Annotated in this window: 25 protein-coding genes; 12 read left to right on the top strand and 13 right to left on the bottom strand. The window is 62.0% G+C overall.

Going from position 1 to position 25,269, the window contains the following annotated elements; all coding sequences use genetic code 11:
• Positions 1 to 538: 538 nt before the first annotated feature.
• Entirely contained in the window at positions 539 to 1,879 is a 1,341-nt protein-coding gene (gene hslU, locus DFR38_RS11715; RefSeq protein WP_110313434.1) for an ATP-dependent protease ATPase subunit HslU, read from the bottom strand.
• 68 nt (positions 1,880 to 1,947) lie between these two features.
• Complete coding sequence (gene hslV / locus DFR38_RS11710) at positions 1,948 to 2,508, bottom strand: ATP-dependent protease subunit HslV (RefSeq protein WP_059286428.1); 561 nt, start codon at positions 2,506 to 2,508, stop codon at positions 1,948 to 1,950.
• Between the two features lie 529 nt (positions 2,509 to 3,037).
• Between hslV and DFR38_RS21440 the strand changes: the two genes are divergently transcribed.
• The 7 genes from DFR38_RS21440 (at position 3,038) to DFR38_RS21735 (ending at position 9,735) form a co-directional block, all read left to right on the top strand.
• Positions 3,038 to 3,391, top strand: a complete 354-nt coding sequence (locus tag DFR38_RS21440) for an energy transducer TonB (protein WP_204377493.1) — start codon at positions 3,038 to 3,040, stop codon at positions 3,389 to 3,391.
• Between the two features lie 50 nt (positions 3,392 to 3,441).
• On the top strand, positions 3,442 to 4,065 hold the full coding sequence (locus DFR38_RS11700) for a MotA/TolQ/ExbB proton channel family protein (protein WP_244909900.1): 624 nt from the start codon (positions 3,442 to 3,444) through the stop codon (positions 4,063 to 4,065).
• The gene (locus DFR38_RS11695; RefSeq protein WP_059286432.1) at positions 4,052 to 4,462 is read left to right on the top strand and encodes an ExbD/TolR family protein; all 411 of its coding nucleotides are present in this window, start codon (positions 4,052 to 4,054) and stop codon (positions 4,460 to 4,462) included. Before DFR38_RS11700 ends, DFR38_RS11695 begins: the two co-directional genes overlap by 14 nt.
• Before the next feature lie 184 nt (positions 4,463 to 4,646).
• On the top strand, positions 4,647 to 6,806 hold the full coding sequence (locus tag DFR38_RS11690; RefSeq protein ID WP_059286433.1) for a TonB-dependent receptor: 2,160 nt from the start codon (positions 4,647 to 4,649) through the stop codon (positions 6,804 to 6,806).
• Positions 6,807 to 6,909: 103 nt separating this feature from the next.
• Entirely contained in the window at positions 6,910 to 7,590 is a 681-nt protein-coding gene (locus DFR38_RS11685) for a Fe2+-dependent dioxygenase (protein ID WP_059286434.1), read from the top strand.
• Positions 7,591 to 7,729: 139 nt separating this feature from the next.
• Positions 7,730 to 8,284 (top strand): PAS domain-containing protein, encoded by a 555-nt coding sequence (locus DFR38_RS11680; RefSeq protein ID WP_059286435.1) that lies wholly within the window; start codon positions 7,730 to 7,732, stop codon positions 8,282 to 8,284.
• A complete protein-coding gene (locus DFR38_RS21735; protein ID WP_059286436.1) occupies positions 8,281 to 9,735 on the top strand; it encodes a methyl-accepting chemotaxis protein in 1,455 nt (484 codons plus the stop codon). The genes DFR38_RS11680 and DFR38_RS21735 overlap by 4 nt, the downstream gene beginning before the upstream one ends.
• A gap of 186 nt (positions 9,736 to 9,921) precedes the next feature.
• On the opposite strand, the gene DFR38_RS11670 is transcribed toward DFR38_RS21735, so the two are convergent.
• Positions 9,922 to 10,446: a Dps family protein gene (locus DFR38_RS11670; protein WP_110313433.1), complete on the bottom strand. Its 525-nt coding sequence runs from the start codon at positions 10,444 to 10,446 to the stop codon at positions 9,922 to 9,924.
• Between the two features lie 1,158 nt (positions 10,447 to 11,604).
• Here DFR38_RS11670 and DFR38_RS11665 point away from each other — a divergent pair.
• The gene (locus DFR38_RS11665) at positions 11,605 to 11,940 is read left to right on the top strand and encodes a rhodanese-like domain-containing protein (RefSeq protein ID WP_059286437.1); all 336 of its coding nucleotides are present in this window, start codon (positions 11,605 to 11,607) and stop codon (positions 11,938 to 11,940) included.
• A gap of 132 nt (positions 11,941 to 12,072) precedes the next feature.
• On the opposite strand, the gene DFR38_RS11660 is transcribed toward DFR38_RS11665, so the two are convergent.
• Positions 12,073 to 12,789, bottom strand: coding sequence for a pseudouridine synthase (locus tag DFR38_RS11660; RefSeq protein ID WP_059286438.1), 717 nt, complete (start codon positions 12,787 to 12,789; stop codon positions 12,073 to 12,075).
• 135 nt (positions 12,790 to 12,924) lie between these two features.
• On the opposite strand from DFR38_RS11660, the gene DFR38_RS11655 reads away from it, so the two are divergent.
• Entirely contained in the window at positions 12,925 to 13,905 is a 981-nt protein-coding gene (locus tag DFR38_RS11655; RefSeq protein WP_110313432.1) for an FUSC family protein, read from the top strand.
• On the opposite strand, the gene DFR38_RS11650 is transcribed toward DFR38_RS11655, so the two are convergent.
• From DFR38_RS11650 to DFR38_RS11635, 4 genes are all read right to left on the bottom strand, one after another.
• Complete coding sequence (locus tag DFR38_RS11650; protein ID WP_146215970.1) at positions 13,887 to 15,761, bottom strand: sensor domain-containing diguanylate cyclase; 1,875 nt, start codon at positions 15,759 to 15,761, stop codon at positions 13,887 to 13,889. The two genes, DFR38_RS11655 and DFR38_RS11650, sit on opposite strands and share 19 nt — an antisense overlap.
• Before the next feature lie 237 nt (positions 15,762 to 15,998).
• The gene (locus tag DFR38_RS11645; protein ID WP_146215969.1) at positions 15,999 to 17,318 is read right to left on the bottom strand and encodes a hypothetical protein; all 1,320 of its coding nucleotides are present in this window, start codon (positions 17,316 to 17,318) and stop codon (positions 15,999 to 16,001) included.
• Positions 17,319 to 17,411: 93 nt separating this feature from the next.
• Positions 17,412 to 17,957, bottom strand: coding sequence for a YbhB/YbcL family Raf kinase inhibitor-like protein (locus DFR38_RS11640; RefSeq protein WP_059285552.1), 546 nt, complete (start codon positions 17,955 to 17,957; stop codon positions 17,412 to 17,414).
• 228 nt (positions 17,958 to 18,185) lie between these two features.
• The gene (locus DFR38_RS11635; RefSeq protein ID WP_082693364.1) at positions 18,186 to 19,043 is read right to left on the bottom strand and encodes a helix-turn-helix transcriptional regulator; all 858 of its coding nucleotides are present in this window, start codon (positions 19,041 to 19,043) and stop codon (positions 18,186 to 18,188) included.
• 171 nt (positions 19,044 to 19,214) lie between these two features.
• On the opposite strand from DFR38_RS11635, the gene DFR38_RS11630 reads away from it, so the two are divergent.
• A complete protein-coding gene (locus tag DFR38_RS11630; protein WP_110313430.1) occupies positions 19,215 to 19,805 on the top strand; it encodes a TetR/AcrR family transcriptional regulator in 591 nt (196 codons plus the stop codon).
• Between the two features lie 18 nt (positions 19,806 to 19,823).
• Here the strand turns inward: DFR38_RS11630 and DFR38_RS11625 are convergent, their stop codons facing one another.
• Together DFR38_RS11625 and DFR38_RS11620 are read right to left on the bottom strand one after the other, a co-directional pair.
• Positions 19,824 to 20,645, bottom strand: coding sequence for a substrate-binding periplasmic protein (locus tag DFR38_RS11625; protein ID WP_199054398.1), 822 nt, complete (start codon positions 20,643 to 20,645; stop codon positions 19,824 to 19,826).
• A gap of 155 nt (positions 20,646 to 20,800) precedes the next feature.
• The gene (locus DFR38_RS11620) at positions 20,801 to 22,270 is read right to left on the bottom strand and encodes a DEAD/DEAH box helicase (RefSeq protein WP_110313429.1); all 1,470 of its coding nucleotides are present in this window, start codon (positions 22,268 to 22,270) and stop codon (positions 20,801 to 20,803) included.
• A 252-nt stretch (positions 22,271 to 22,522) separates the two neighbouring features.
• On the opposite strand from DFR38_RS11620, the gene DFR38_RS11615 reads away from it, so the two are divergent.
• Both DFR38_RS11615 and DFR38_RS11610 read left to right on the top strand, forming a co-directional pair.
• A complete protein-coding gene (locus tag DFR38_RS11615; RefSeq protein WP_158527730.1) occupies positions 22,523 to 23,203 on the top strand; it encodes an MliC family protein in 681 nt (226 codons plus the stop codon).
• An 83-nt stretch (positions 23,204 to 23,286) separates the two neighbouring features.
• The gene (locus tag DFR38_RS11610) at positions 23,287 to 23,832 is read left to right on the top strand and encodes a YaeQ family protein (protein WP_059287440.1); all 546 of its coding nucleotides are present in this window, start codon (positions 23,287 to 23,289) and stop codon (positions 23,830 to 23,832) included.
• Positions 23,833 to 23,847: 15 nt separating this feature from the next.
• On the opposite strand, the gene DFR38_RS11605 is transcribed toward DFR38_RS11610, so the two are convergent.
• From DFR38_RS11605 to DFR38_RS11595, 3 genes are read right to left on the bottom strand one after another with little or no spacing between them, the layout of a single operon-like run.
• Positions 23,848 to 24,447 (bottom strand): FMN-binding negative transcriptional regulator, encoded by a 600-nt coding sequence (locus DFR38_RS11605; protein ID WP_110313427.1) that lies wholly within the window; start codon positions 24,445 to 24,447, stop codon positions 23,848 to 23,850.
• Positions 24,444 to 24,755, bottom strand: a complete 312-nt coding sequence (locus tag DFR38_RS11600) for an antibiotic biosynthesis monooxygenase family protein (RefSeq protein ID WP_059287442.1) — start codon at positions 24,753 to 24,755, stop codon at positions 24,444 to 24,446. The genes DFR38_RS11605 and DFR38_RS11600 overlap by 4 nt, the downstream gene beginning before the upstream one ends.
• Before the next feature lie 11 nt (positions 24,756 to 24,766).
• The gene (locus DFR38_RS11595) at positions 24,767 to 25,198 is read right to left on the bottom strand and encodes a carboxymuconolactone decarboxylase family protein (protein WP_059287443.1); all 432 of its coding nucleotides are present in this window, start codon (positions 25,196 to 25,198) and stop codon (positions 24,767 to 24,769) included.
• Between the last annotated feature and the right edge of the window lie 71 nt (positions 25,199 to 25,269).

Below are 25,269 nucleotides of genomic sequence, written 5' to 3'. Positions count from 1 at the left end.
CCTATCGGTTATTCTGTTTTTTAAAGAGCGGTGCAGGTCGCTGCGTTTCGTTTCCGTCGCTGCGTTGTCTGCTGAGGAGGCGAACTATACCGCCCTGACCCACCCTCGTCAACACCTTATTTTCAAAATATGTGCTGTTTTTACAGATTTCATCGCAAGGCATTGATTCAAAAAAGAATAAAAACTGAAACAAATTGAATGTCGATGCTGATGCCCCGCCATTTGCTGGTGACTACCGGGATTTCCCGGCAGGAAAATCGTGCAGGATGGTCAAATCAGCAAATAATTTCGCTGTTTATACGCATTTTTCATTTTTCTGCTTACTGACAGCAACCCCTTCTCGATTTCTGGATAGAAAGCGAGGCTCCCTTTCAGGGAAAGGGCGGGGGGAAAGGGGAATCGATGGGAAGGCTGCGGAATTAAATGCTTGGTCGGAAGGCCCGGCTTTGCCGGGTCCAGTACAAGCGCACCAAACAACATTGTCAGCAGCCTGAACAGCGCCCGGTGGGCGCTGTTGTTTGCGGAAGCAGATAGGGGCTTACAGTACGTAGCGGGCCAGATCTTCACGCTGCGACAGCATGTCCAGCTTGCCATCCACATAGTGGGCGTCGATCTTGCAGCTGCCACTGCGCGCATCGTAGGAGACCTCTTCCAGCAGTTTCTCCATTACCGTATACAGACGGCGCGCGCCGATGTTTTCGGTCTTTTCGTTCACCTGCCAGGCGATTTCGGCCAGGCGACGAATACCGGATTCTTCGAATTCCAGCTCCACACCTTCGGTGGCCAGCAGTGCCTGGTACTGACGGGTGAGGCAGGCATCGGTGCTGGTGAGGATTTGCACGAAGTCATCTACCGACAGCGAGGAGAGTTCGACGCGAATCGGCAGGCGGCCTTGCAACTCCGGAATGAGGTCGGACGGCTTGGACAGCTGGAAGGCGCCAGAGGCGATGAACAGGATGTGGTCGGTCTTGACCATGCCGTACTTGGTGGAGACGGTGGTGCCTTCCACCAGCGGCAGCAGGTCGCGCTGCACACCGGCGCGGGAGACATCCGCGCCTTGTCCTTCGGAGCGGCTGGTGACCTTGTCGATTTCATCGAGGAAGACGATGCCGTTCTGCTCGACATTTTTCAGCGCGTCGGCCTTGAGCTCGTCTTCGTTGACCAGCTTGGCAGCTTCTTCGTCGATCAAGAGCTTGAAGGCTTCGGCCACTTTGAGCTTGCTGGCCTTTTTCTTGCCGGCGTTCATGCCCTGGAACATGCTTTGCAGCTGGCTGGAGAAGTCTTCCATGCCCGGTGGTGCAAAGATTTCCATTCTGGACTGCGGTGCAGCCACTTCGATTTCGATTTCCTTGTCGTCCAGCTTGCCTTCGCGCAGCATCTTGCGGAATTTCTGCCGGGTGTGGCCGTCTTCCGGCTTGCTGTCTTCCGCCTGCGGTTCGCCAAAGAAACCGGTGGCGCTGCGTGCCGGCGGCAGCAATACGTCAAGGATGCGGTCTTCGGCGGCATCTTCGGCACGTACCCTATTGCGCTTGATGGCGGCATCGCGGGTTTCCTTGATGGCCACTTCCACCAGATCGCGGATGATGGTGTCGACGTCGCGACCGACATAGCCGACCTCGGTGAACTTGGTGGCTTCCACTTTAATGAAGGGCGCGCCAGACAGACGGGCCAGACGGCGGGCGATTTCGGTTTTGCCGACGCCGGTGGGGCCGATCATCAGGATGTTCTTGGGGGTGATTTCGCTGCGCAGCGGCTCGGCCACTTGCTGGCGGCGCCAGCGGTTGCGCAGGGCAATGGCCACGGCGCGCTTGGCGGCGTCCTGGCCGATGATGTGCTTGTTCAGTTCGTGAACGATTTCTTGCGGGGTCATCTGGGTCATGACAGTACTCCCGGCCGGCGCGTGTACGACGCAACGGCCCGTGAATCGATGGGGACGAATGGCTGGGCTTATTCGGCAGCCGGCTGGGCTTCTTCTCCCAGCGTTTCGATGAGGTGGTTCTGGTTGGTATAGATACAGATGTCGCCGGCGATTTCCAGCGACTTCTTCACCACCACGGCCGGGTCCAGTTCGGTATTTTCAAACAGTGCGCGCGCGGCAGACTGGGCAAACGCCCCGCCCGAGCCAATGGCGGCAATGCCTTGCTCCGGCTCCAGCACGTCACCGTTACCGGTAATGATAAGGGTGGCTTCCTTGTCAGCCACGATCAGCATGGCTTCCAGCCGACGCAGCATGCGGTCGGTGCGCCAGTCCTTGGCCAGCTCCACCGCCGAACGCACCAGATGGCCCTGGTGTTTTTCCAGCTTGGCCTCGAAACGCTCGAACAGGGTGAAGGCATCGGCCGTGCCGCCTGCAAAGCCTGCCAGCACCTTGCCCTGATACAGGCGGCGGATTTTGCGCGCCGTGGACTTGATCACGATATTGCCCAGGGTTACCTGGCCGTCGCCGCCCAGCGCCACGCGCTCGCCACGACGGACGGAGACGATGGTGGTTCCGTCAAACTGCTGCATGTTCTGTTCCAGTCTATTGAATGTGTCTGCGCCAGACTGGCGCGTAATGTGCAATATGCAGCCATTCCGGGCGATTACAAGACAACCCTTTGGCACACATGGCTTATTGCAATAGAGGGTGCAACTGATCTTAATAATTGCTAATGATAATAATTTGCATTATCATTTTGCCATGAATCTCCGACTTCACTCTACTGCCAGCAGGCTGCCTTCTGCGGCATTTCTGGGAAGCTGCAGCCTGCACGGGCTGGCAGTGCTGCTGTTGGCAAGCTGGTTGGCCACCACCCCGCCGGTGACCCTGCCCCAGCTGGCCAGCCTGCCAGCCATGACACTGGCCGCGCCCAGTGCACCTGCACCTTCTGCTGCGGCTCCGGCGAGGCCGCCAAAGCAAAGCAAGCCAACGCCGCTAACGAAACCGGCCACGCCCCGGCCCGTTGCCACTGCCGCCACCAAGCCGACAGCCCGCCCCATCGCACGCTCCTCTGTCGCGCCAAGCCCGTCGGCATCTCCAGCGGAAACAAGCAACCATGTGGCAGTCCCTGCCGCTGCGCCAGCCGTGGCGACACCCGCTGCACCGGCTCCGGTAGTACAGGAACCCTTGTACCGCGGTGGCTACCTGAATAACCCCAAGCCGACCTACCCGCCGCTCTCCATCGAGATGGAAGAAACCGGCACCGTACGCCTGCGCGTTCAGGTCAGCGCCCAGGGTCTGCCGCTGGCGGTGGAACTGGAACAAACCAGCGGCTTTCCCCGGCTGGACCGGGCGGCGCTGACCGCAGTACGCGGCTGGAAGTTCACTCCGGCCAAGCGTGGTGATGAGGCCATTCCTTATACCTTTATTGTCCCCGTTCAATTTTCCCTGAAGAACCTGCGTAAACCATGAAGCTACTGACTGTCTTTCAGCAAGGGGATGTTGTGTTGATCACAACATTCATGATTCTCATCCTGATGTCGATTGCCACCTGGTCGCTGATCCTGCAACGCGGGGTACAGACCTATCGCCTGCGCCGGGCCAATCGCCAGGCTGAAACGGCACTATGGGATGCGCCGGACTGGCATAGCGCCGAGCAGGCACTGGGCGAGTCAAACGCCCCGATTGCACACATCACCCGCCAGGGACTGGCGGCCTTGCGCCACCATCAGCAGCATGCCGAGCGCTCTTTGGGCAAGGCTTGTGATCTGAATGAATTCGTCACCCGCGCCATCCGCAAGGCACTGGCCCAGGAAAACGCCCGGCAGGAAAGCGGCATGACCCTGCTGGCGTCGATTGGCTCCACTGCACCGTTCATCGGCCTGTTTGGCACGGTGTGGGGGATTTATCACGCGCTGGTGAATATCGGCACGGCCGGTCAGGTGAGCATTGCCACCGTGGCCGGCCCCATCGGTGAAGCCCTGATCGCCACTGCGGCCGGTCTGGCCGCCGCCATTCCCGCGGTGCTGGCCTATAACGCCTTCACCCGCAGCCAGCGCGTGCAGTCGCAGCTGCTGGATCACTTTGCCCATGACCTGCACGCCCAGTTGCTGACCCAGCCGGAGTCTGCCCATGGCATTCGGTAGTTTCGACAAGGGGCCCGGCGCCCCCATGGCCGAGATCAACACCACGCCGCTGGTGGATGTGATGCTGGTGCTGCTGGTGGTATTCATCATCACCGCACCGCTGCTGACCAACACGGTGAAGCTGGATCTGCCGCAAGCCGCGGCGGCCCAGCACCAGGACAAGCCGGAACAGATCCGTCTGTCCATCAATGCTGCCGGTGCCTTGTTCTGGAATGACCAGCCGGTCAGCCAGGGTGCCTTGGCCGCCCGCTTTACCGCTGCCGTGCAGGCCAACCCCAAGGTGGAACTGAACCTGCGCGCCGACAAGAGCGTGCGCTATGAGCTGGTGGCCACCACGCTGGCCGCGGCCCAGCAAAGCGGCGTCAGCCGCATCGGCTTTGTCACCGAAGCACCCTAAGCGCCACACCCCGTTGTTCTGACAATCGGTCCGTCACGGGGGTGACTGGCCGATTGTTACTCTCCCCTGCCCTGGTTTGCTGCAACCCATGCTGCCCACACAGCATGCGGGAACGGCTGCGTCACGCCCATGCACAGGCCAGGACTTTGCTTTCTGTGATAGGCACACAATAAAAGAGGATTAAATGAAACAAAGCTTGCAACAATCGCCCCACCTTGCGCAGCGCAAACTACCGGCGCGCATGGCCGTTGGCATGCTGGCCGTGGCGCTGAGCCCCAGCCTGGCACTGGCAGCAGAAACCGGCCAGACCCTGGAGACGGTTACCGTGGAGGGCGAGGCCCCGCTACGCGACACCTACAAGACGGAAACCACCAGCATTGGCAAAACCAAGCAGCAGCTGCGTGACATTCCGCAATCCATCACCGTGGTCAACCAGCAACTGATGCAGGACCAGGGCGTGGCCACGCTCAAGGATGCGCTGCGCAACGTGCCGGGCATCACCTTTGCCGCTGGTGAAGGCGGCCGCAGTGGCGACCAGGTGGTGATTCGCGGCTTCTCCGCCGCCACCGACACCTATCGCGACGGCATGCGTGACATCGGCCAGTACAACCGTGATGCCTTCAACGATGACAAGGTGGAAGTGCTGAAGGGTGCCAGCTCGATGCTGTTTGGCCGCGGCTCCACCGGCGGCGTGGTCAACCAGGTCAGCAAAACGCCCTATCTGGGCAGCAAGCTGGACGGTGACCTCACCATCGGCACCAATGACTACCAACGCGTGACCGCCGACATCAACCAGATGACCGGCGATCACTCTGCGGTTCGGCTGAACCTGATGGATACGCACGACGGCAGCGACCGCGGTGCGGCCAAAAACGAGCGCTGGGGCATTGCGCCATCCGTCGCCTTTGGCCTGGGTGAGCCCACCACGGTGGTGCTGTCCTATATGCATCAGGAAGAAAACAATGTGCCGGACTACGGCGTGCCGTACAACTCGGTCACACGCGAACCACTGAGCGTGGACCGCAGCAAGTTCTACGGTTTTGACAGCGATTACGAAAAAACCAGTGCCGATATCGTCACTGCCAAAGTCACCCACGATTTTGGCAATGGCACCGAGCTGAGCAACCAGTTGCGCTATAACCGCTTCTGGCGTGATGTCAGCCCCACCGCCCCGCGCCTGGCCAGTACCGACACCAGCGCCAGCGGCCTGATGCGTCGCAGCAAGCCAATGCGCGACGGTGTGGACCAGTCTGTCAACAACCAGACCGACCTGACCACCCGCTTTGCCACCGGCGACATTCGCCACACCTTGCTGACCGGGCTGGAAATGACTTACGAGCTGTCCGACACCAGCCGTTACGCCCTGCTCAATGCCCTGCCCACCACCACCATTGGCAACCCGGTCTCCTCCACCGCCTATAACGCTGCCCGCTATCGCAGCAGCAATACCAAGTTCCAGGCCAGTGACATTGCGCTATACAGCATGGACACCATCGAGCTGACCCGGCAGTGGAAAGCCGTGCTGGGTGCACGCTTTGACCGCTTCGAAGGGGATTACAATGTGCGCGGCTTCAATTCCGACGGCAGTGTGAACAGCAGCAACACCTACGACCTGTCGCGCACGGATAATGTGTGGAGCTGGCGTAGCGGCCTGATCTGGCAGCCGGACATGGCCCAGTCCTACTACTTCAGCTACGGCACCTCATTCAACCCCTCTGGCGAAACCTATGCACTGGACAAGGCCACCGCCAAGGTTGACCCGGAAAAGAACCGCAATATCGAACTGGGTGCCAAATGGGACTTGCTGGATGGCGATGCCAGCCTGCGTGCGGCACTGTTCCGCATTGAAAAAACCAACGAGCGCAATACCGACCCTGACGACACCACGCTGGTTACGCTATCCGGCAAGCGTCACACCAACGGGATAGAAGTGGAAGGCAATGGTCGCCTGACCGAACGCTGGGAAATTTTCGCTGGCGTCACCTTCATGGACTCCAAGATCGACAAAGCCGCGCCAGGCCAGAACAGCACCACCGGCAAGATGCCGCGCTACACCCCGCGCGCTACCGCCAATATCTGGACCACTTACAAGTTGACCGACCAGATTACCGGCGGCCTTGGTGCCACCTATGTCGGCAAGCGCTATGCCAACGAGACCAACACGCTGTATCTGCCGTCCTACACGGTGGCCAATGCCATGCTCAGTTATGAAACCAAGCATTATCGTTTCCAGCTGAACCTGAACAACCTCAGCAACAAGACCTATTACGACGGTGCCTATACCGGCCATGCCACCGTGGGCACGCCCCGCGAAGCGCAGCTGACCATCGGCCTGAAATACTAAGTCCCTGCGCCGGCCGCCCTTGACTGCGGCTGGCGTTTTTTTACCTGACCGGCGCCAGCCCTTTTGTAGTCTGACAGCGCCCGGTACACGCGGAGTCCAACCCATGCTGCTGCATATCCCCGACGTCCTTACCCCCGAAGAACTGGCCCATGGCCGCATGCTGCTGTCCCAGGCCGACTGGGCCGATGGCCGCATCACGGCCGGCAGCCAGTCGGCACAGGTCAAACGCAATCTGCAATTGCCCCAACATCTGGAGATCGCCCGCGAACTGCAAGCCATGGTGGAAGCGGCACTCAAGCGCAACACGCTGTTCTTCTCCGCCGCGCTGCCCAAAACCGTTTTCCCGCCGCTGTTCAACTGCTACCAGGGCGGCATGGACTTTGGCAATCATGTGGACAATGCAGTGCGCAGCCACCCTTTTGACCAGAGCTGGGTGCGCACCGATGTGTCCTGCACCCTGTTTTTCAGCCAGCCGGACGAATACGACGGCGGTGAACTGGTGGTGGAAGATACTTATGGCCTGCATAGCGTCAAGCTGCCGGCCGGCGACATGGTGCTCTACCCCTCCACCAGCCTGCATCGCGTTGAGCCGGTTAGCCGTGGAGCGCGCATTGCCTCGTTTTTCTGGACCCAAAGCATGATCCGGGACGATGCCAAGCGCGGCCTGCTGTTCGACATGGACATGGCCATCTCGCGCTTGCGCCAGCAACACGGTGATACCGCCGAACTGGTCACGCTGACCGCGAACTATCACAACCTGTTGCGAATGTGGGCTGATCTATAGCTTTGCTGAGATATTTCTTGTTTCAATCTCAAAAAAACTGATTACTGTCATGAAATTTCCTGGCACAAGTAAGTAAAGTTCCCTACAGAGCTACTTAATCGACATATGCCTGATGGCATAAGCCTAGCGGAAACCCTCCATGACGCAGCTGATCAGAACCCAACCTAGCAAGGAAGTACAGCTGGAAGCCGATGAACTGATTGTCACCAAGACGGACAGTACCGGCCACATCACCTATGCCAATCGCGTCTTCATGCAATTGGCTGAATATCCGGAAAACGAATTGCTGGGCAAACCGCACAACCTGATCCGCCACCCGGACATGCCACGCGGGGTATACCGGCTGATGTGGAAGACGCTGCAGGCGGGGCGTGAGTTTTTCGGCGTGGTAAAAAACTACACCGCCAGCGGTAATTATTACTGGGTACTGGCCAATGTCACTCCGGACTACGACAGCAAAAACCAGCTGCAAGGTTACTTTTCCGTGCGCCGCCCACCTGGCCGCCGGGCGGTGGAAGCCGTCATCCCCGTTTATGCCAGGATGTGCCAGCTGGAAAGCAGCCACAACAAGGCCGCGGCGCCGGATGCCTCCATGGAGTGGTTGCTGGCCGAACTGGAAAAACAGGGCCACAGCTATGAAAGCTTTGTCCTGTCCCTGCTCGACACCAACCTTACCTCCGGGAAAACTGCATGATGGCCCGCCGCACCCGCTCCCCCTTTCTGCGCACCCGCCTTGGCTACTGGCTGATCGCTTTCAACACCCTGACGCTGTGCACCGTACTGGCTTCGCTCCTGCTGCCCGACAGCTGGCGACTGGGCGTGGAAGTCTTCCTGATGGTGTTCTGCTTGCTGCTGTCGGTCATGGTGTGGGTTGGCAGCGGCCGCATCTTCGCCGTGCTCAACACCCTGCATGAGCAACTGGGCTATGCCTGCGACGGCGAACTGCACCACCGCGCCTCGCGCACCCGCGACATGGGCGAAGTGGGCCTGGTGGCCTGGGAGCTGAATGACTTCCTCGATCTGGTGGAAACCTATTTCAAGGAAATCAACACCAGCTTTCGCCGGGTCAGTGACAATGACTACAGCCGCCGCCCGCTGTGCCAGGGCTTGCCCGGCATGTTTGCCGAATCGCTGCGCAATGTGGACAGCGCCATTCAGGCCATGGCCGACAATGACGGCTATATCCGCAGGAATCGCCTGTCTTCCCAGCTGGCCGCACTGAACAACCCGCATCTGCGCCAGAACCTGGCCAGCAACCAGAGTGACCTGAGCCAGATCAGCACGGCCATGGACCAGGTATCCGGCATTACCCGCGACACTGCCAGTGCCTCGCGCGAGAGCCTGGATAGCGCCGTGCTGCTGTCCGGACATATGGACACGATTGCCGGCAGCGTGGTGAGCATGAACGAGGCCAGCAGTGCGCTGGCACAGGAGTGGACCGGCATCGAATCCTCGCTGGCCGCCATTTCCGCCATTGCTGACCAGACCAATCTGCTGGCGCTGAATGCCGCCATCGAAGCCGCCCGTGCCGGTGAAATGGGCCGCGGCTTTGCCGTGGTGGCCGACGAAGTACGCAAGCTGGCCGAGCGCAGCAAGGACACGGCCCACCGCGTGCAGTCGGTGCTGGGCAGCCTGTCCAGCCGCATTGGCGACATGCAAAGCCGCGCCGGCGAAGCCGGCTCGGTGGCCGCCGAGGTCAAGTCATCGGTCGAATCCTTCCGCAACCGTTTCGCCACACTGGCCGAACAATCGGACACCGTGCTGGGTCAGGTGCAGAAAGTGCGCGACATGTCCCAGGTTTCACTGCAGAAGGTGGGCCATGTCATGCACAAGCAGATGGTCTATCACGCTCTGGAAGAAGGCCGGGCCATCACCCATGGCAGTGACCTGGCACAGTGGAGTCAGGCAGAGGGCCTGAACAGCTTTGGCAGCACCCGCTCCTTCAGCCAGCTGGCCGCCACCGACCAGCGGGTTGCCGACAGCATCGAACAGGCCATTGCCGCCACCAGTACCGGCATGCAGCTGGATGAGGATGCCATCCTCCGCCATATGCATGCGCTGGAGCAGGACAGTGCGCTTGTCTTGCAGCTGCTGGACCGGATGGTGGAAGAGAAAAATGCACTGTCGACAACTGCGCCACGCTAAGCACAGCTGACAACATCCTGCGGCGGCCGGTCTTGCGTCTGGGCGGCAGGGCGATCAAGACAGTCGCTGCAACACCCCTGGCAACACCCCCATCCGCCACCGTGCAAGCCTCCTGCAACAACAGCGGCTGGTCCTGACCAGCCGCTGTTTTGCTTTCCCGCGCAGCCTGTCCGCTTCAGTCCGGCATCAGCGGCGGCTGGCCTCGAACAGGAACCAGCTGCGGCGCTCCGTCTCGTCTATCCAGTTCTCGATCAGACTCGCACCGGCAATATCGCGATGCTCCTCGCAGACGCCATGTGCCTCGCGCAAGCGGGCAGCCAGCGTCACATTATCCTCGCGCAACTCGGCCAGCATGTCCTGTGGCGTAACGTAGCTGGCATCGTTGTCCTTGATGCGCTGCTGGCGAGCGATATGGCCGATGGAGCGCAGGGTGGAGCCACCCACCTTGCGGATGCGTTCCGCCAGCGGGTCGGTCATGGCATACAGCTGATCACCCTGCTCATCCAGCAGCAGGTGGTAGTCCCTGAAGTGCGGACCACTGACATGCCAGTGGAAATTCTTGGTTTTCAGGTACAAGGCAAAAACATCGGCCAGCAAGCCATTCAAGGCAGCACTGATATCGCGGGTTGCTGCTGCGCTTAAATCACTGGGGGTGTGCAGCGCGGCATCCGGTTTGGCATGCAGGGCTTTGGCATCGTTTGACTGTGTCATGGCTGGATTCTTTCTGTGAATGGCAAACTGCAGCCTGCCTGTATGTGTGCCTTGGCAGGTGGCTGCCTCAGAAAACTATGGTGAGCGGCCAGTCAACACAATGGGAAATTTCTATGAAAATCCATCGTATTTTCCGAAGCACATGCACACCCTCCCGGCACCACCCTCCCCCTTGCTGTGCCCAACTGCGCCCAGCCGCCCTGCACAGCTCACTCTCCCTGGCGTGATACCCATTCCGGAAACAGACAGCGCCTGTTGGCAAAAACAGATATTTACGTAAATATGAAATGTATTTCATTATATAAATTACAATTCTGCTGTTGCTTAATTTTTCATCACCCCAAAATACATAAAACTCTCTTGCAAAAAACTGCAAGAAATAGCTGATTTACCGATGGCGATACCTGTCCTGGGCAAGGGTGACAGCAAAGCCAGCACGGAATCGCGACCGTGCACACCAGCACACAGCAGGAGATTTCACAGACGGGCCCAAGCCATGAGTACCCGGCAGCGTGCACCGGCAAGTCCATGGCATGTAGTCAGGCACACCGACCCGGCAGGCCATGCAGCCTGATCAGACCAACATCGGCATGCAGCGCAGCCGGGCGCAACCGCACGGCATGGCGGCTACCGTAGTAACAGAAAGCGGGGAGAGCGCGGGAGAAGCAGGACAGCGCCAGCCATGGGCGGCCGCAGTGGGGCGAACCAGGTAGCGTGGCAGTTGAAGCCAGCTGCGGCGAATCCGCTGGTGCAAAACGCGGGCCAAGAGAGACAAGGCCGCGGTAGGGCGTTTGTCAGGGGAAGCAGAAAATCAGCAAGAAGATCGGCCATGCATGACGCCAGCCTGCGCGTGGCGGCGAGTCTGGATCATGAATCGAGCAGGCCGGCAGCGTGGATGGCCCGGCTGCACCAGCCGGCATGGCCATGGCGGGCCACCACCGGCCGCGACATGGCGGCTGGTGGCGTGCAGAAGCGCGGCCCATGGCTGTGTTTTGGGGAGAAGCGGATAAGGGCGTGCCGGCGAGCGAGGCTTAGCGTTTTATTACCTGTCACTAGGTAATTGCCACAATGCGCCGCATGGCAAATGCATGCAAGACTGCACGCTGCAGGCAGAGTCTGTTCACAGGCCCACTCCCTTGATGACAAAGCAGAATGGCGATGAAACATCTTTTTGGTGCACTACTGGGTGGCGTAACCGCCGCCGCCTTTGCCCAGCGCTTATTGAGCGGCTCGAGCCGGCTGGTGATCGATGTCAGCTCCAGCGAAGAATTCAGTGCCGAGCACATTCCCGGCGCGCGCTCCCTGCCACTGGAGCAGCTGGAACAACAGGCCAGCAGCACCATTCCCGATCCGGCCACGCCGCTGGCGCTTTACTGCCGTACCGGTGAGCGGGCCAGGCTGGCCGCCGCCCGCCTGCGCAGCCTGGGTTACACCCAGATCGAAAACATCGGCGGCATGCGCGAAGCCATGCAGAGGCTGCATCAGCTGCTGTAAGCCCCACCCTGACCGACTTAGACCCGCTAACAAAACCCCCGCTCCTGCCTTGCGCCTGCTTGCCGTACTCTTTGGTACTGTCTCGTCGGCGCGCCTTGGCCCGGCTGCTCCACGAGGGTTTGTCAGCCGCGCTTAGCCTTTCGGTGCAAAGCCGAAACTGGCCAGTTCCGCGGCGCTCAGATAGCGCCACTGCCCTTCGTCCAACTCGCCCAGACTGAGCTCGCCAACCGTCAGCCGGTGCAGATCCATCACCCGATTGCCGGCAGCCGCCACCATGCGTTTTACCTGATGGTACTTGCCCTGGGTAATGGTCATGCGGATGGTGATCTCGTCCACCACCTCCACCTGGTCGGCGGCGATTTTCTCGTTGTCATCCTTGAGGAAAACACCAGCCAGCAAGTGTTTCACCAGCTCGGGCGTCGCCGGGTGCTTCAGGGTGACCTCGTAGCATTTGGGCACATGACGCTTGGGCGAGCTGAGTGCATGCACGAACTGGCCGTCATTGGTCAGCAGCAGCAAGCCGGTGGTATCGACATCCAGCCGGCCTACCGCCGAGATGTCCAGATTGCCGAACTGCCACGGCAGCAGGGTATACACGCTGGGGTGGTGCATGGGCTTGTGCGAGGTTTCATAACCGTCCGGCTTGTGCAGCATGACGTAGATGGGACCGGACTGCAGCTGCCATGGCTCGCCATCCACCACCAGCTCATCGATATCATCCAGCTGGTACGCCTGACGGTAATCCTCGGCCACTTCGCCGTTGACTTCCACCAATCCGTATTCCACCAGCTTGCGGCATTCCTTGCGGCTGCCAAAGCCTTGTTGTTGCAATAGTCTGTAGAGTTCCATGGACGGAATGTTAGCACGCCCCCCGCGCCAGGGGATGGCAGCGGCCAGCTAATGACCAGCGCCGCGGCCTTGCCTATGATGAGGCATGCCTGCCGGCGCGCTTGCGCCGCTACCTGAACCGCCGGAAGCCCGCTGATGACTTATCCCCGCATGGCCCTGCGCAGCCTCGCCACCATCCGCCACGAGCGGTTTCGCCTGCTGCGCGCATTGAGTACCAGCACACTGCTGTTCCTGCCGGCCATGGTGTTTGCGCTCACCGACCAGCCGGCTGGCTGGATTTTCCCCTTCACCCTGACCACGGCCTATTCGATGATGATCGTGCTGCTGGCCGGACGGCTGCAATGGGTGTCGCTGGCAGGGCTGCCGGCCATGCAATGGCTGGGCCAGGCCAGCCAGGGGCAGGATGGCCTGATGCTGGCGGCACTGGTTTGCATGTTGCTGCTGATGGCGACGGCAGCACGACGCGGTCTGCACAAGGGCTTGCAATTCTGGGTGTTCTGCCTGTTGCTCAGCAATATGATGCCGGCCTCGTCCTTGCCGCTCGGCCAGCATCTGCTGCTGGCCGGCAGCGGTGCCGTTTATGGCCTGCTGCTGGGGCGCTGGGGGCTGCGTGGCTGGGCAAGGGTGTTGCCAGGTGCCGCGCGAGCCGATGCCCGGCGCTATGCCTGGCACCTGACGCTGTGGGGCTGCCTGGCATGGCTGGCGGCAGCCCACCTGCATCTGCCGCATACCTGGTGGCTGCCCGTGCTGGTGGTGGGCATCATCGACCCCTCACCCCGGCGCATGATCTGGCTGGTCAAGGAAAGGGTCTATGGCACCCTGATCGGCGGCTTGCTGGCTGCAGGCCTGGCCTGGTGGCAGCCTGTTCCCGCCATTCACATGCTGGTGCTGTGCCTGACACTGACTGCCGCGCTGATGCTGATGCAGCGCAGCTTTCGCTGGTTTATTGCCGGCCTGACCCTGCTGGTACTGTCCGTGATGCCGGTGACCCAGATACAGCACGGCGTGGTTGAACGGGTGGCGGATACCCTGCTGGTCGGCGTGCTGCTCGCCAGCCTGGCATGGTGGCTGGAGCTGGGCGTCAAGCAACTGCATGCTCAAGACAAGGCCGGCTGACTGCGCTGCGCCAGGCACACCCGGTCCCGTCCCTGTGCCTTGGCCTGGTACAGCGCCGCATCGGCGGCGTGAATCAGGCTTTCCGGGTCCTCGCCGTGCAGCGGGCACACCGACAGGCCGATGGACAGGGTAATGTGCAGCCGGTGCTCCAGCGCCTGGATGGGCAGCTGCCTGACCGCCTCGCATAGCTGCTGCGCCTTCTGGCTGGCGGCATCCAGCGCAATGCCCGGCATCAGAATGCAAAACTCCTCGCCGCCATAACGGCAGACGATGTCGCCACTGCGGAAACGGTCGCGCAGGAAAGCCCCCAGCGTGGCCAGCACGGCATCGCCGCACTGGTGGCCATAATTGTCATTGATGCGCTTGAAGTGGTCCGCATCCACCATCAGCACCGCCACCGTACCATCCAGCGCCAACATGTGCGCCAGCAGGCGCGGCAGGATTTCATCCAGATAGCGGCGATTGAACAGGCCGGTGAGCGGGTCGCGCCTGACCTGTTCGCGCAGGCCGACCTGCAATGATTCGATTTCCGCCACATGCTGGCGCAGGGCATCGTTGGCGGCATGCAGGCTGCGTTCCAGCCGTTTGCGTTCGCTGATGTCGTTGATGCCGCTGATGACATACAGCTCCTGATCGCTGTGCACCACCGCACAGGACACCAGCGCCCAGAACTGGCGGCCTTCGGCATCGTGCAGCTGCACTTCATGATCCCGTACCGCCCCCTGGCTGCGCAGCAGGGCGGAGATGCCTTCCCGCTCGGCCGGATCGACATAGAAATCCTGCACCCGGCGCTGCTGCCCATCCAGACGGCACTTGAACAGACTTTCCGCCTGGGCATTGGCGTAGATCAGGCTACCGCCGTTCAGATTGTTCATGGCCAGCGGAAAGGGTGAGGCATCGGCCATCAGCTTGAGACGGGCCTCGCTTTCGGCCAGCTGGCGGGTGCGCTCCACCACCTTGGCTTCCAGTGTCTGGTTGGCACGGCGCAGCCAGTCTTCGGTAAAACGCCGCTCGGCCACCAGCGCACCAAACACCAGCAAGGCCAGTGACTGCACCAGCAGCAGCATGCCGGCAGCGGCCATGCCGCTGAGACCGGGGTCCTGGTAGGCGGCACCGTTATGCAGCAGTACGCCGCCAAATGCCAGCAGCACGATGCCGCTATGCAGCCAGTAGGCCAGGGCCAGCCGGCAACGGAAGGCCACCCACATCAGGGCGATGCAAAACAGCGGCCACAGGCTGGCCGCCACGCCATGGCGGTAATCGGCCACGATGAATTCCACCACCGCCAGCAGCAGGCTGGTCCACAGCAGCAGCATGCTTTCCAGCCAGCTGGCCGGATTGCGACTGTAGCGAGCCGGTTCGGCTTGCAGCAGGAACAGCGCGGAAGGGGTGAGCGCCAGCATGCCAAACAGCTCGCCCAGCCCACGCGCCAGCAGGCACTGCCAGCGCTCGACACCACTTGGCAGCGTGCTGACATCCAGGAAAAAACCACTCCACAAGGCAGAGAGCAAGGCGCTGCCCACTACCCCGCACCACAGGAACATCAGCACGCGGGACAGCCGGTAGAAGGGCAAGGCTTGCTGCCGCCGCAACACATAGGCAGCCAGCAATGGGGCAGCAGCCTGCCCCAGCGCGATGGCCAGGGCCGCAGGCCAGGCTTGCTGCAAGATCAGCACATTGCCCAGAGCCATGCCCAGCCACAGGCCGGGGGCAGTGCGCCAGCCCCAGCGCATGGCGATGGCCAGCGCCAGACCGGCCGGCAACCACAGCGGCAAGGCCAGTGGGCCAAAATCCACCGAACGCGGCAGCTGCATGGACAGCAGCGCTGCCAGACACAGCACCGATGCGCTGATCATGGTCCCGCCGGCACTGGCCAGCCATGGCTTCACTGTTTTGCCTGATGTGCTCACCGCGACTCCCCATAGGGCCGTGACCAGACAAAACGGTATTCGTCATTTGTGTCGCGGCATGGGCAGCAAGAATAGCTAAGCATTTTGGATAAATCCACGGATTCATCCATTTACGCTGTCTGCTTGTGGTACTGATCGAACAAACAGGGCGGGCCGCCTGTCGCTGCCGGCCCTGCACGCTGTTCAGGCGCGGCTGATCAGGGGGTTGGCCAGGGTCCAGTAAGGTTCGCGCTGATGCAGGCCCTCCAGCAGGGCGTCCAGCTCCCGCTGCATGCTGCTGCGCATCTGCACCACCAGGGCGGTGGCGCTGCAGTCGGATTGTTCACGCAGCCAGTGGCCGATGTCTATCGGTTCCACCACGCGCATATACAAGGCACGCGGGCCGGCCGGCCGCGGGAAAAAGGCGTTCAGGGTATCGCGCAGGCGCCCCTTGCAATAATCGTTGCGCACCCGCTTGATGCATTCGGCCACGTGCTCCTGCGCCAGCAAGGGCTGACTGTAGGCCGCCGGGGCCAGCCGCTGCAAACGTTCCCAGCTTGCCAGCAGTGGCTTCATTTCCTGGCGCTGGCTCTCGCTGCGGCTTTCGCGCAGCACCCGGCTCCAGCGGCGCCCCGCGCTCAGGCTGGCATGCTCGGCACCGGCCAGCTGGTCGAGCCGGAGCGCCAGCTGCTGTTGCAGGCGCTGCTGGCGGTCGAAATAGGACTGCTCGTGTCGCAAGGGCAGGCTGACAGCACACTGGGCGGCTTCGCGCTCCAGCACGCCGCTCAGCAGCTGGAACAACTGCTGCGGCAAATCGGCATCCGGGCTGACCTCCAGCCGCAGCCGTGCTGCCGTCCACAACAGTTCGCGACGGATGGCGCGTGTTTCATCGTGCAAAAAACGCAGCTTCCACACCACCGGTACGATATGGACCGGGGGCAGCTGCTGTAGCCCCATGGCCTGCAAGCGGGCATGCGCGCCAAGTGCCAGTTCGGCAATCCCGGGAAACAGCGGGGCCAGCCAGTCGGCATGCCAGCCGACGGCGCCCTCCGGGTGCAGCAACACGCCATGGCCTTGCAAGGCCCACTCCACCGAGTGCTGCTTCGCCGCCTGGCTGGCAGCACCGGGAATCTGGGCAATCAGGTTGTTGCGCAGCCAGAAGCGCTGCATGGCCGCCCCCATGCCATTCACCACGGTATGCGTGGCCCAGCTGGCCAGCTGTGGTGCATAACGGGCGGACAGCTCCTTGTCTATCATCCAGTCGGTAAAGAACTCGGGATGATTGGGCCCGATAAAGCTGACATTGCGCGGGCTGAGCGCCTGCCGCAGGCGCGCCTCGTGCTCGGGTGGCAGATGCCATTCGCGGATGTCCGCCACACCGGAAAAACCCGGCAGCCGCCCCAGCAGCGGCAGGTCGCGCAGCAGCGGCACCCCGTGCAGGTTCAGCCAGCGGTTCACCGGCACCAGAAACTGCATCAAGGCGGCATCGGGGCGGGGGGGAACAAAGGTTTGCAGGCGCGACATGACAGGAGCTCACAACAGAAATAAAACTCTGTTTAACGTGTAAGCCCCGCCGCGTCAAGATGGCGACGTCATAGCCGCACCTGCCGCTCGCCCTCAATGACGGCCGTAATAGGCGGTGAAACTGGCCTTGCCCAGGCTGTTGGCATTGAGCATGTAACCCACCAGCGCCGGCATGGCATCGGCCGGCAGGTCCAGCTTGTCCACCTTCAGCGCATGCACGGTAAAGACATAACGGTGCGGCTTGTCACCCAGCGGCGGGCAAGCTCCACCGAAGCCGGGCTGGCCGTAATCGGTCTTGCTCTGCACGCTGCCGGCTGGCAAATGCTGGCCATCGGCACTGCCGGCACCTGTCGGCAAGGAGCGGGTGGCTGCCGGCAGATTGAATACCAGCCAGTGCCACCAGCCACTACCGGTGGGCGCATCCGGATCATAAACAGTCAGGGCAAAGCTGCGGGTGCCGGCCGGCACATCGCTCCAGCTGAGCGCAGGCGAGGTATTGCCACCGCTGCAGCCAAAGCTGTTGAACTCCTGTGCCCGCGACAGCGTGCCGCCGGCCTTTACCTCGCTACTACCCAGTTGAAACGCGTGTGCGGTGCTGCACAGCAGACCAAAAACAAGAGTCGGCAACAAATGACGCATGGTGTTACTCCACGAAGAATAAGGGATGCACGGCAGCAGCCATGGCTGCATTGCCTGCATCATTCTAGGCAAGCCTGCCAGGCAAAGCGCGCCTTGGCCGCTCAGTGCATCGCCTTTGCCGCTCACGCCGCACAGCCTTGGAAAGCCGCTGAGCCAAGGGTCAGCCATGGCGAAAGGGCGTGCAAATACGCAAGGGCCATGGCAGCCAGCAGCCTGTCGCAGGGCTTTTCAACCCGGAATCACCGGCGCATCGCCGGTACTGAACAGGTCCTCGGGCAATTCGCGGGTGGCACGCAGGGCACTGGGCGTCAGGCCAAAACGGCGGCGGAAAGCGGCGGCAAAGCGCGATGGCGACTGATAACCGCTGGCCAGCGCCACGTCCAGCAAGGACTGCCGCCCGGTCATCACCAGTCCCAGCCCATGCGCCAGCCGCGCTTCGGTCAGCAAACCGGAAAAGGTGCAGCTGGCCGCCGCCAGCCGCCGCCGCAGCGTGGCTTCGCTCATGGACAAGTGCTGCGCCACCTTCGCCGGCGTCCAGTCGTGCGCCGGATCGAAAGCAAACAATGCCTGCAATTGCTGGCGGGCATCCTCGGTCGGCAGCAGCAACAGGCTGCGGCCCTGCCCCTGCTGCAACAAGGCCAGCATCAGGCCCTGCCAGCCATGCTCGGCCAGGGCCTGGTCGATCGGGCCGTCTGCCCGCTCCAGGGTATTTACCAGTTGCTGCAAAGCCTGGCGGCTACTGGCGCTGGGGGTGAACACCGGATGACCAGGCGCTGCGTCCAGCAGCAAATGGCCATAAAGCGCATGAAAGCGCTGCAGCCATTGCCGGTCCTGGGTCAGCGCCAGGGCCAGATAGTTGCCGCTGTCGGCATCCGGCTGGTTGACCAGCTCCAGCTCCTGCCCGGCAGGCAGCAGCAGCCACTCCCCGGCGCGGCAAACCAGCTCGCCGCTGCGCGTGTGGATGATCTTGCAGCCTTCCAGCACGGCAATCAGCTGGGACTGCCAGATGGGCACGCGGGCGATTCTTTGCTGCCGGCGCGAATGGTAAGTGGCCAGGGTGGCGGCCAATGCAGAAGTTGGGGACATGTCGGCATTGCAACGCGAAAGCGTGCGGCCGGCAAGTCTTGTCCGCCACACGCCACAAAAACGCCTGCCGCCAGCGGCGAAATCGGTTAACGCTATCTTGCTGATTAAGTTGGTAATTGTTTATATGATATACATCATAAGAAAATCAGCCGGTCCGCTACGGAAACAAGCATGCGCTACGACAAACAACACAAGACCGCCATCCGCCAACGCATCCTGGACATGGCCAGCCTGCGCTTTCGCTCGGAAGGCATTGCCGCGGTGGGCATTGCCAACCTGATGGCCGACCTTGGGCTGACCCACGGCGGCTTTTACTGGCACTTCAAGGACAAGGAAGATCTGGTCGCCCAGGTCTGCCAGCAGGCCATGCAGCAGATGGCGGAGCAGTGGCAGCAACAAGGCCAGCAGGCCGGGCCGGGGCAGCAATGCCGGGGAGTGGCGGAACACTATCTGAGCATCCCGCATCGGGATTTTCCGGATACCGGCTGCGTGGCGGTCGCACTGGCCGGCGAACTGAGCCGGCGTGGCAGCCAGGCTCGCCAGGCCTTTACCAGCGGGCTGGAGCAACAGCTGGCCACCCTGGCGGCGGCCGCGCAGCAGGATGCCGCCAGCGGCGGCAGCCCGCTCAAGCCGACGGTGCAATTAAGCCTGATGGTCGGCGCCTTGCTGTTGTCGCGTGCCGTTAACGACCCGGCACTGTCCGCACGGCTGCTGGAGGATGCTGCCGCGCTGATTGCCAGCCAGACCGCCGCAGCCTGCTGAAGCCGGAGCCGGCTGGACTCAGGGCTGGCTGCGCTGGCAGGCCAGCCGCGTTTCCCGCACCATGCGCTCGAATTCGCCACTGCTTTGCAGGGCCTGCAAACCGCGATTGAAGCGGGCGATCAGCTCGGCACCTTGCGGATGCCGCCGCCAGATCACCACATGCAGCGGGGCCGTCCAGAATGACTGGCCGCTGGATAGCTGGCCGGCCTGCGCCGGGGGGAAGTTGCGTGCCAGCAAGAACTGACCGACATCTTCTTCAATCGGGAACAGATCGATGCGGCGCGCCAGCAGCTTGCGGAAATTGCTCAGGTCATCCGCCGCACCGTCGGTTTGCAACAGGCCCTGCTGCACCAGGCGGTCGAATTCTGCGGAATAGAAATTGCCGATGGTGATGCCGATGCGCAGTCCGGCCAGATCGGCCAACTGTGTCCAGCGCCGCTGCTCGGACTTGCGCTGGAAAAACACCATGCGTGCCGACATGACCGGCTGGCTGTATAGCAAATCCTGCAAGCGCTCGGGACTGGGCGCCCAGCCCAGGCTGCCGTCCGCCGTGCCATTGCGTGCGGATTGCAGGCTGCGGTTATTGGGCAGGAAACGGTAACTGACCCCGACATTGGCGCGGGCAAAGGCGGCGGTGACCACGCGGGACAGAATGCCGTTATCGGGAAGATGGCTGCCAAGATAGGGAGGCCACTCGTCGGACGCCAAGACAATGGACAGCCAGCCGCCGGCTGGCGGCTGGCCATGTGCGGCGGGCGCAGCCAGCGCCCAGCCCATCAACATGATGCCCAGGGCAAGATGCCGGACGGTGCCGGCATGACCTGCAAGCCATTGTTTCATGACCTGCTCCGTGATTCGAATCGTTAGCCACTGACGTACTCACGCCAGACTTCCCCGCGACGGCCACTGCCCTGCCTTGCCGCCATGGTTTGACGATCCCGGCAGTGACTCCCATCACATCAGCATACGGGCCGCCAACGGCGGCAGCAAGCGGCTTAGCGCTTGTTGGGCGACAGCAAGGCCGCAACCTGGCGGGCCGGCTGGCTGCGACGCGGTTGCGGGGCATTGCCCGGCTTGGCGGTGGCCGCCTGACGGGCCGGCTGCGGCTGGCCACCCTGGCTACGTGGCTCGGCCGCCTTGCTGCGCGGCGCGCTGCCGGCCGGGCGATGACCATGACCGGTCGGCTTGCTTTGCTGTTCGTGACGCGGCTTGCCGGCACCCTGGCCCTGGCGCGCGCCCTGGCCCTGACGACCACCGCCACCCTGGCCACGACCACGACCGGCGCTGTTGCCCCCCATGGGAATCGGCTCCGGCTTGACGTTGAGGTCGGCCTCGAAACCCGGAATGGTGAAGCGGGCGATGGACTGCTTGGTCAGCTTTTCGATGTCGCGCAGAAAGCTGAACTCGTCGACACAAACCAGCGAAACGGCTTCACCCGGGCTGCCGGCACGGCCGGTACGGCCGATACGGTGTACATAGTCTTCCGGCACATTCGGCAATTCGAAATTGACCACATGCGGCAGCTGGTCGATATCCAGGCCACGGGCGGCGATATCGGTCGCCACCAGTACCTGCAGCTTGGACGTCTTGAAATCGGCCAGGGCGCGGGTACGGGCATTCTGGCTCTTGTTGCCATGAATGGCCGCCGCCGGGATGCCGATCTTGTCCAGCTTTTCGGCCAGACGGTTGGCACCGTGCTTGGTACGGGTAAACACCAGCACCTGATACCAGTTGTGGTCGCGGATCAGCTTGATCAGCAGATCGGTTTTCTTGTCGCGATCCACCAGATGCACGCGCTGGTCCACCAGCTCGTTGGTGGTGTTGCGGCGGGCCACTTCCACCAGCTTGGGCTGGTTGAGCAGCTTGTCAGCCAGGGTCTTGATTTCGTCGGAGAAGGTGGCCGAGAACAGCAGGTTCTGACGCTTGGCCGGCAGCAGGGCCAGCACCTTGCGGATATCGTGGATAAAGCCCATGTCCAGCATGCGGTCGGCTTCGTCCAGTACCAGGATTTCCACGGCGGACAGATCCAGCGTGCGCTGGCTGACATGGTCGAGCAGGCGGCCGGGCGTGGCCACCAGGATGTCTACCGGTTTTTTCAGGGCGGAAATCTGCGGGTTGATGCCAACGCCGCCGAACATCACCATGGATTTGAGCGGCAGGTGCTTGCCATACTCGCGTACCGATTCTTCTACCTGGGCCGCCAGTTCACGGGTGGGGGTCAGCACCAGGGCGCGCGGCTTGCCGGGCTGGCGCGATGGCGCATCCATCAGCAATTGCAGCAGCGGCAGGGTAAAGCCGGCTGTCTTGCCGGTACCGGTCTGTGCGGCGGCCAGCAGGTCGCCACCTTGCAGTACCTGCGGAATGGCTTGTGCCTGGATCGGCGTGGGAATGGTGTAACCGGTATCGGCCACGGCACGCAACAAGGCGGGCGCCAGACCAAGGTCAGCAAAGGTAATTTCGGACATACTGCACTCCTGCGACTGCCTGATCGCAGTAAGCGACACCAATCTAGGCTGACGATAAACGGTTGAAATAAATGCGGACCGCCTCGGGATGAGGCTTGCATTGCGCGCCGATTGGCAAGACGCGGAAGTCGGCGAGTTTACAGACAATTGACCGGGCAGGGAAATCATCCTGCGTATTGGTGCAGCGTAACATCGCTGCACATGGCACAATAAAGCATGCTCAAGATCCCCCCAGTGCCATTTGCAGTCCTTTTGCTACTGCTCATCTCCGGCCAGGCGCATGCCCTGAACGGATCGCACTCGCTTGGTACCGGGCCGGACAAGAACGGTGGCCGAGGCAGCCTGCGCCAGCCGGTACCGCCCACTCTGCCCCCCACGCCGACCATGCAGGCCACCGAGTTCGACTGCAACAAGCCGGCCAATGCCATGGAAACCATGCTGTGCCAGGATGAAGGGCTGATCCGGCTGGGCAACCGTCTGGACAAGGTTTTCACCCAGGCCATGGACAAGGCCAGGCAAAACAGCGCCGGCGCCCCCAGCCAGAGCAAGCTGGAGCAGGAGCAGCGGCGCTGGGCGCACAATCTCAAGGAATGCATGAAGAACGACAATCCCCATATGTGTCTGGGGGATACCTATATTCTGCGCATTACCGAACTGCAGGCCGGCTGGGGGCTGGCCCCCTCGCTGACCCCGCTGCACTACCTGTGCGGTGGCGGCGGCAATAACGATGTGCTGGCCACGTTTTACCGCACCAAGCCGGCCACGGCGCGGCTGGTACGCGGCAAAAGCCAGGTCATCCTGCATCAGCAGGAGCTGGTGACCGGCGGTGCCCGCTATGCCGGCCAGAATGTCGAATTCACCATCCGGGGCAAGGAAGCCAGCATCAACTGGAAAGGCGAAAGCCTGTTGTGCATCAGTCAGCCGGAGCAATAGCGCCAGCCTGCTCCCTCCCGGTTTGTTCCAGACGTCTGCCGCCAGTCATGCGGCCTTCAACCCAATATTGCGGAAACATCATCATGGCGCTTACAGCCACCATTTATAAAGCCGGCCTGTCGATTTCCGACATGGACCGCGGCTACTATGCCAGCCACAACCTGACCCTGGCGCAACACCCGTCGGAAACCGTGGAGCGCCTGATGGTGCGCCTGGTGGCCTTCGTGCTGAACGCCAGTGACACCCTGAGCTTTACCCGTGGCCTTAGCTCGGACGACGAAGCCGAGCTGTGGCAGAAAAATTACAGCGATGAAATCGAACTGTGGATAGAGCTGGGCGAGCCGGATGAAAAACGCCTGAAAAAAGCCTGCAGCCGCGCCGACAAGGTGGTGCTGTACAGCTATGGCGGCCGCTCCAGCGAGGTATGGTGGCCGCAGATCGAAAACAAGCTGGTAAAGCTGGACAAGCTCAGCGTATACCGCATCAGCACCGCCACCCTGGCCGAACTGGCCAGCCTGTGCCAGCGCGGCATGCAGCTGACCGCCACCGTACAGGACGGCCAACTCTGGCTGGCCGATGAAAGCCGCAGCGTGCTGGTTGAGGTAGAGCCGCTGAAAGTGCCGCATTAAGCAGCAGCCGGCGTACTAGGGCGGTGGCATGATGGCCGCCAGTTGCCGCGCGGCTGCATCGCCCTGCTCCAGCGCGGCAATCACGCCTTGCCGGTCCTGCGGCAAGCGGTTTTGGCTGAGCTTGGCCTTGACATCCCAGCGCTGCACGCGCAGCCGGAAGCCGACAATGCCGCGCTGCATGGCGGCCATAGCCTGCGCCGACAGTGCGCTGCTGTTCCAGCCGGCCGCGCCTTCAAACTGCAAGGCCAGCTGCTGCAACAAGGCTGACAGCGCCTCCCCTTCCACCGCTTCGGCCCGGCCATGGGCATGTGCCACCCGGTAATTCCAGGTGGGCACCATGCCGTCCGACTCATACCAGCGCGGCGAAACATAGCCATGCGCACCGGTAAACACCGCCACACTGTCCTGCCCGAACAGTACCGCGGCATGGCCATTGGCCCGCGCCAGATGGCCCAGCAGGCAATCGGCTTCGCACGGGTCGGGCAGCAATACCACATGGCTGAGCCAGGGCTCGCCAGCGCCCTGGGTAATCAGCGTGGCCAAGGGATTGTCGGCCATCACCTGCCGCGCATAGTCGGCGTCGGCGGCGAATGCCGCAGGGCAGTACAGGCTCATGGTTGTTCCCCCGTACTGGCCGGGAAAGCATAGTCGCGCACGAGCTCGGCAATCTGCACCCGGTAGCCGGCATACCAGCGCTCACGCCCCAGCTGCTGCGCCAGCAGATGATCGGCGTTGGCTTTCCAGACAAGGATGCTGTCCAGGTCCGGCCAGTAGGACAGCGCCACCTCCTGCCCGCCTTCATTCACCGCGACAAACTCCAGACAGCCAAAACGGCTCAATGCCAGTTCGCGCAATTGTGCCGCCACCCGGCTGTACTCCTCGTCCAGCTGACGGGCCTGCGCCCGGAAAATCACCACGTACATATCGTGCCTCCCTATTGCCGCATGGCGATGGCCAGGCGGTTCAGTGCATTCATGCTGGCAATGGCCATGGTCAGGTCGCAGATTTCCTGCGCGGAAAAATGCGTCAGCAAGGGCTGATACGCCGCATCGTCCGCCTGACTGCTGGCAATATCGGTCAGCGACTCGGCCCAGGCCAGCGCGGCTTTTTCCCGCGCGGTAAAATGCGGGCTCAAGCGCCAGCCGGCCAGCGTATCCAGCCGGACAGGGCTTTCCCCGCCGCTGCGCAATGCGCGGGCATGCATGTCCAGGCAAAAGGCGCAGCCATTGCGCTGCGACACGCGCAAATACACCAGCTCCACCAGATTACGCCCCAAGGGGCTGTCTTCCAGCAATTTCTTGATGGCTCGCAAATGCTGCAAGGCCGGACCGGACAATTCGGCATAAGGCTGACGCAAACTGGTCATGGTGCTTTCTCCTGAGGGCAAGCCTGCATTATTCATCCGGCAATGGCCCTATCACAGGTCCACTTTAGCCA

This window comes from Aquitalea magnusonii (assembly GCF_003202035.1).
GTDB lineage: Bacteria > Pseudomonadota > Gammaproteobacteria > Burkholderiales > Chromobacteriaceae > Aquitalea > Aquitalea magnusonii.
This window is presented reverse-complemented; position numbering and strand designations above follow the sequence as displayed.

Excerpts from the sequence above, each read along its gene's own strand:
- hslU (WP_110313434.1), bottom strand. The coding sequence starts at position 1,879 with ATGACCCAGATGACCCCGCAAGAAATCGTTCACGAACTGAACAAGCAC.
- hslV (WP_059286428.1), bottom strand. The coding sequence starts at position 2,508 with ATGCAGCAGTTTGACGGAACCACCATCGTCTCCGTCCGTCGTGGCGAG.
- DFR38_RS11700 (WP_244909900.1), top strand. The coding sequence starts at position 3,442 with ATGATTCTCATCCTGATGTCGATTGCCACCTGGTCGCTGATCCTGCAA.
- DFR38_RS11695 (WP_059286432.1), top strand. The coding sequence starts at position 4,052 with ATGGCATTCGGTAGTTTCGACAAGGGGCCCGGCGCCCCCATGGCCGAG.
- DFR38_RS11690 (WP_059286433.1), top strand. The coding sequence starts at position 4,647 with ATGAAACAAAGCTTGCAACAATCGCCCCACCTTGCGCAGCGCAAACTA.
- DFR38_RS11685 (WP_059286434.1), top strand. The coding sequence starts at position 6,910 with ATGCTGCTGCATATCCCCGACGTCCTTACCCCCGAAGAACTGGCCCAT.
- DFR38_RS11680 (WP_059286435.1), top strand. The coding sequence starts at position 7,730 with ATGACGCAGCTGATCAGAACCCAACCTAGCAAGGAAGTACAGCTGGAA.
- DFR38_RS21735 (WP_059286436.1), top strand. The coding sequence starts at position 8,281 with ATGATGGCCCGCCGCACCCGCTCCCCCTTTCTGCGCACCCGCCTTGGC.
- DFR38_RS11670 (WP_110313433.1), bottom strand. The coding sequence starts at position 10,446 with ATGACACAGTCAAACGATGCCAAAGCCCTGCATGCCAAACCGGATGCC.
- DFR38_RS11665 (WP_059286437.1), top strand. The coding sequence starts at position 11,605 with ATGAAACATCTTTTTGGTGCACTACTGGGTGGCGTAACCGCCGCCGCC.
- DFR38_RS11660 (WP_059286438.1), bottom strand. The coding sequence starts at position 12,789 with ATGGAACTCTACAGACTATTGCAACAACAAGGCTTTGGCAGCCGCAAG.
- DFR38_RS11655 (WP_110313432.1), top strand. The coding sequence starts at position 12,925 with ATGACTTATCCCCGCATGGCCCTGCGCAGCCTCGCCACCATCCGCCAC.
- DFR38_RS11650 (WP_146215970.1), bottom strand. The coding sequence starts at position 15,761 with ATGATCAGCGCATCGGTGCTGTGTCTGGCAGCGCTGCTGTCCATGCAG.
- DFR38_RS11645 (WP_146215969.1), bottom strand. The coding sequence starts at position 17,318 with ATGTCGCGCCTGCAAACCTTTGTTCCCCCCCGCCCCGATGCCGCCTTG.
- DFR38_RS11640 (WP_059285552.1), bottom strand. The coding sequence starts at position 17,957 with ATGCGTCATTTGTTGCCGACTCTTGTTTTTGGTCTGCTGTGCAGCACC.
- DFR38_RS11635 (WP_082693364.1), bottom strand. The coding sequence starts at position 19,043 with ATGTCCCCAACTTCTGCATTGGCCGCCACCCTGGCCACTTACCATTCG.
- DFR38_RS11630 (WP_110313430.1), top strand. The coding sequence starts at position 19,215 with ATGCGCTACGACAAACAACACAAGACCGCCATCCGCCAACGCATCCTG.
- DFR38_RS11625 (WP_199054398.1), bottom strand. The coding sequence starts at position 20,645 with ATGAAACAATGGCTTGCAGGTCATGCCGGCACCGTCCGGCATCTTGCC.
- DFR38_RS11620 (WP_110313429.1), bottom strand. The coding sequence starts at position 22,270 with ATGTCCGAAATTACCTTTGCTGACCTTGGTCTGGCGCCCGCCTTGTTG.
- DFR38_RS11610 (WP_059287440.1), top strand. The coding sequence starts at position 23,287 with ATGGCGCTTACAGCCACCATTTATAAAGCCGGCCTGTCGATTTCCGAC.
- DFR38_RS11605 (WP_110313427.1), bottom strand. The coding sequence starts at position 24,447 with ATGAGCCTGTACTGCCCTGCGGCATTCGCCGCCGACGCCGACTATGCG.
- DFR38_RS11600 (WP_059287442.1), bottom strand. The coding sequence starts at position 24,755 with ATGTACGTGGTGATTTTCCGGGCGCAGGCCCGTCAGCTGGACGAGGAG.
- DFR38_RS11595 (WP_059287443.1), bottom strand. The coding sequence starts at position 25,198 with ATGACCAGTTTGCGTCAGCCTTATGCCGAATTGTCCGGTCCGGCCTTG.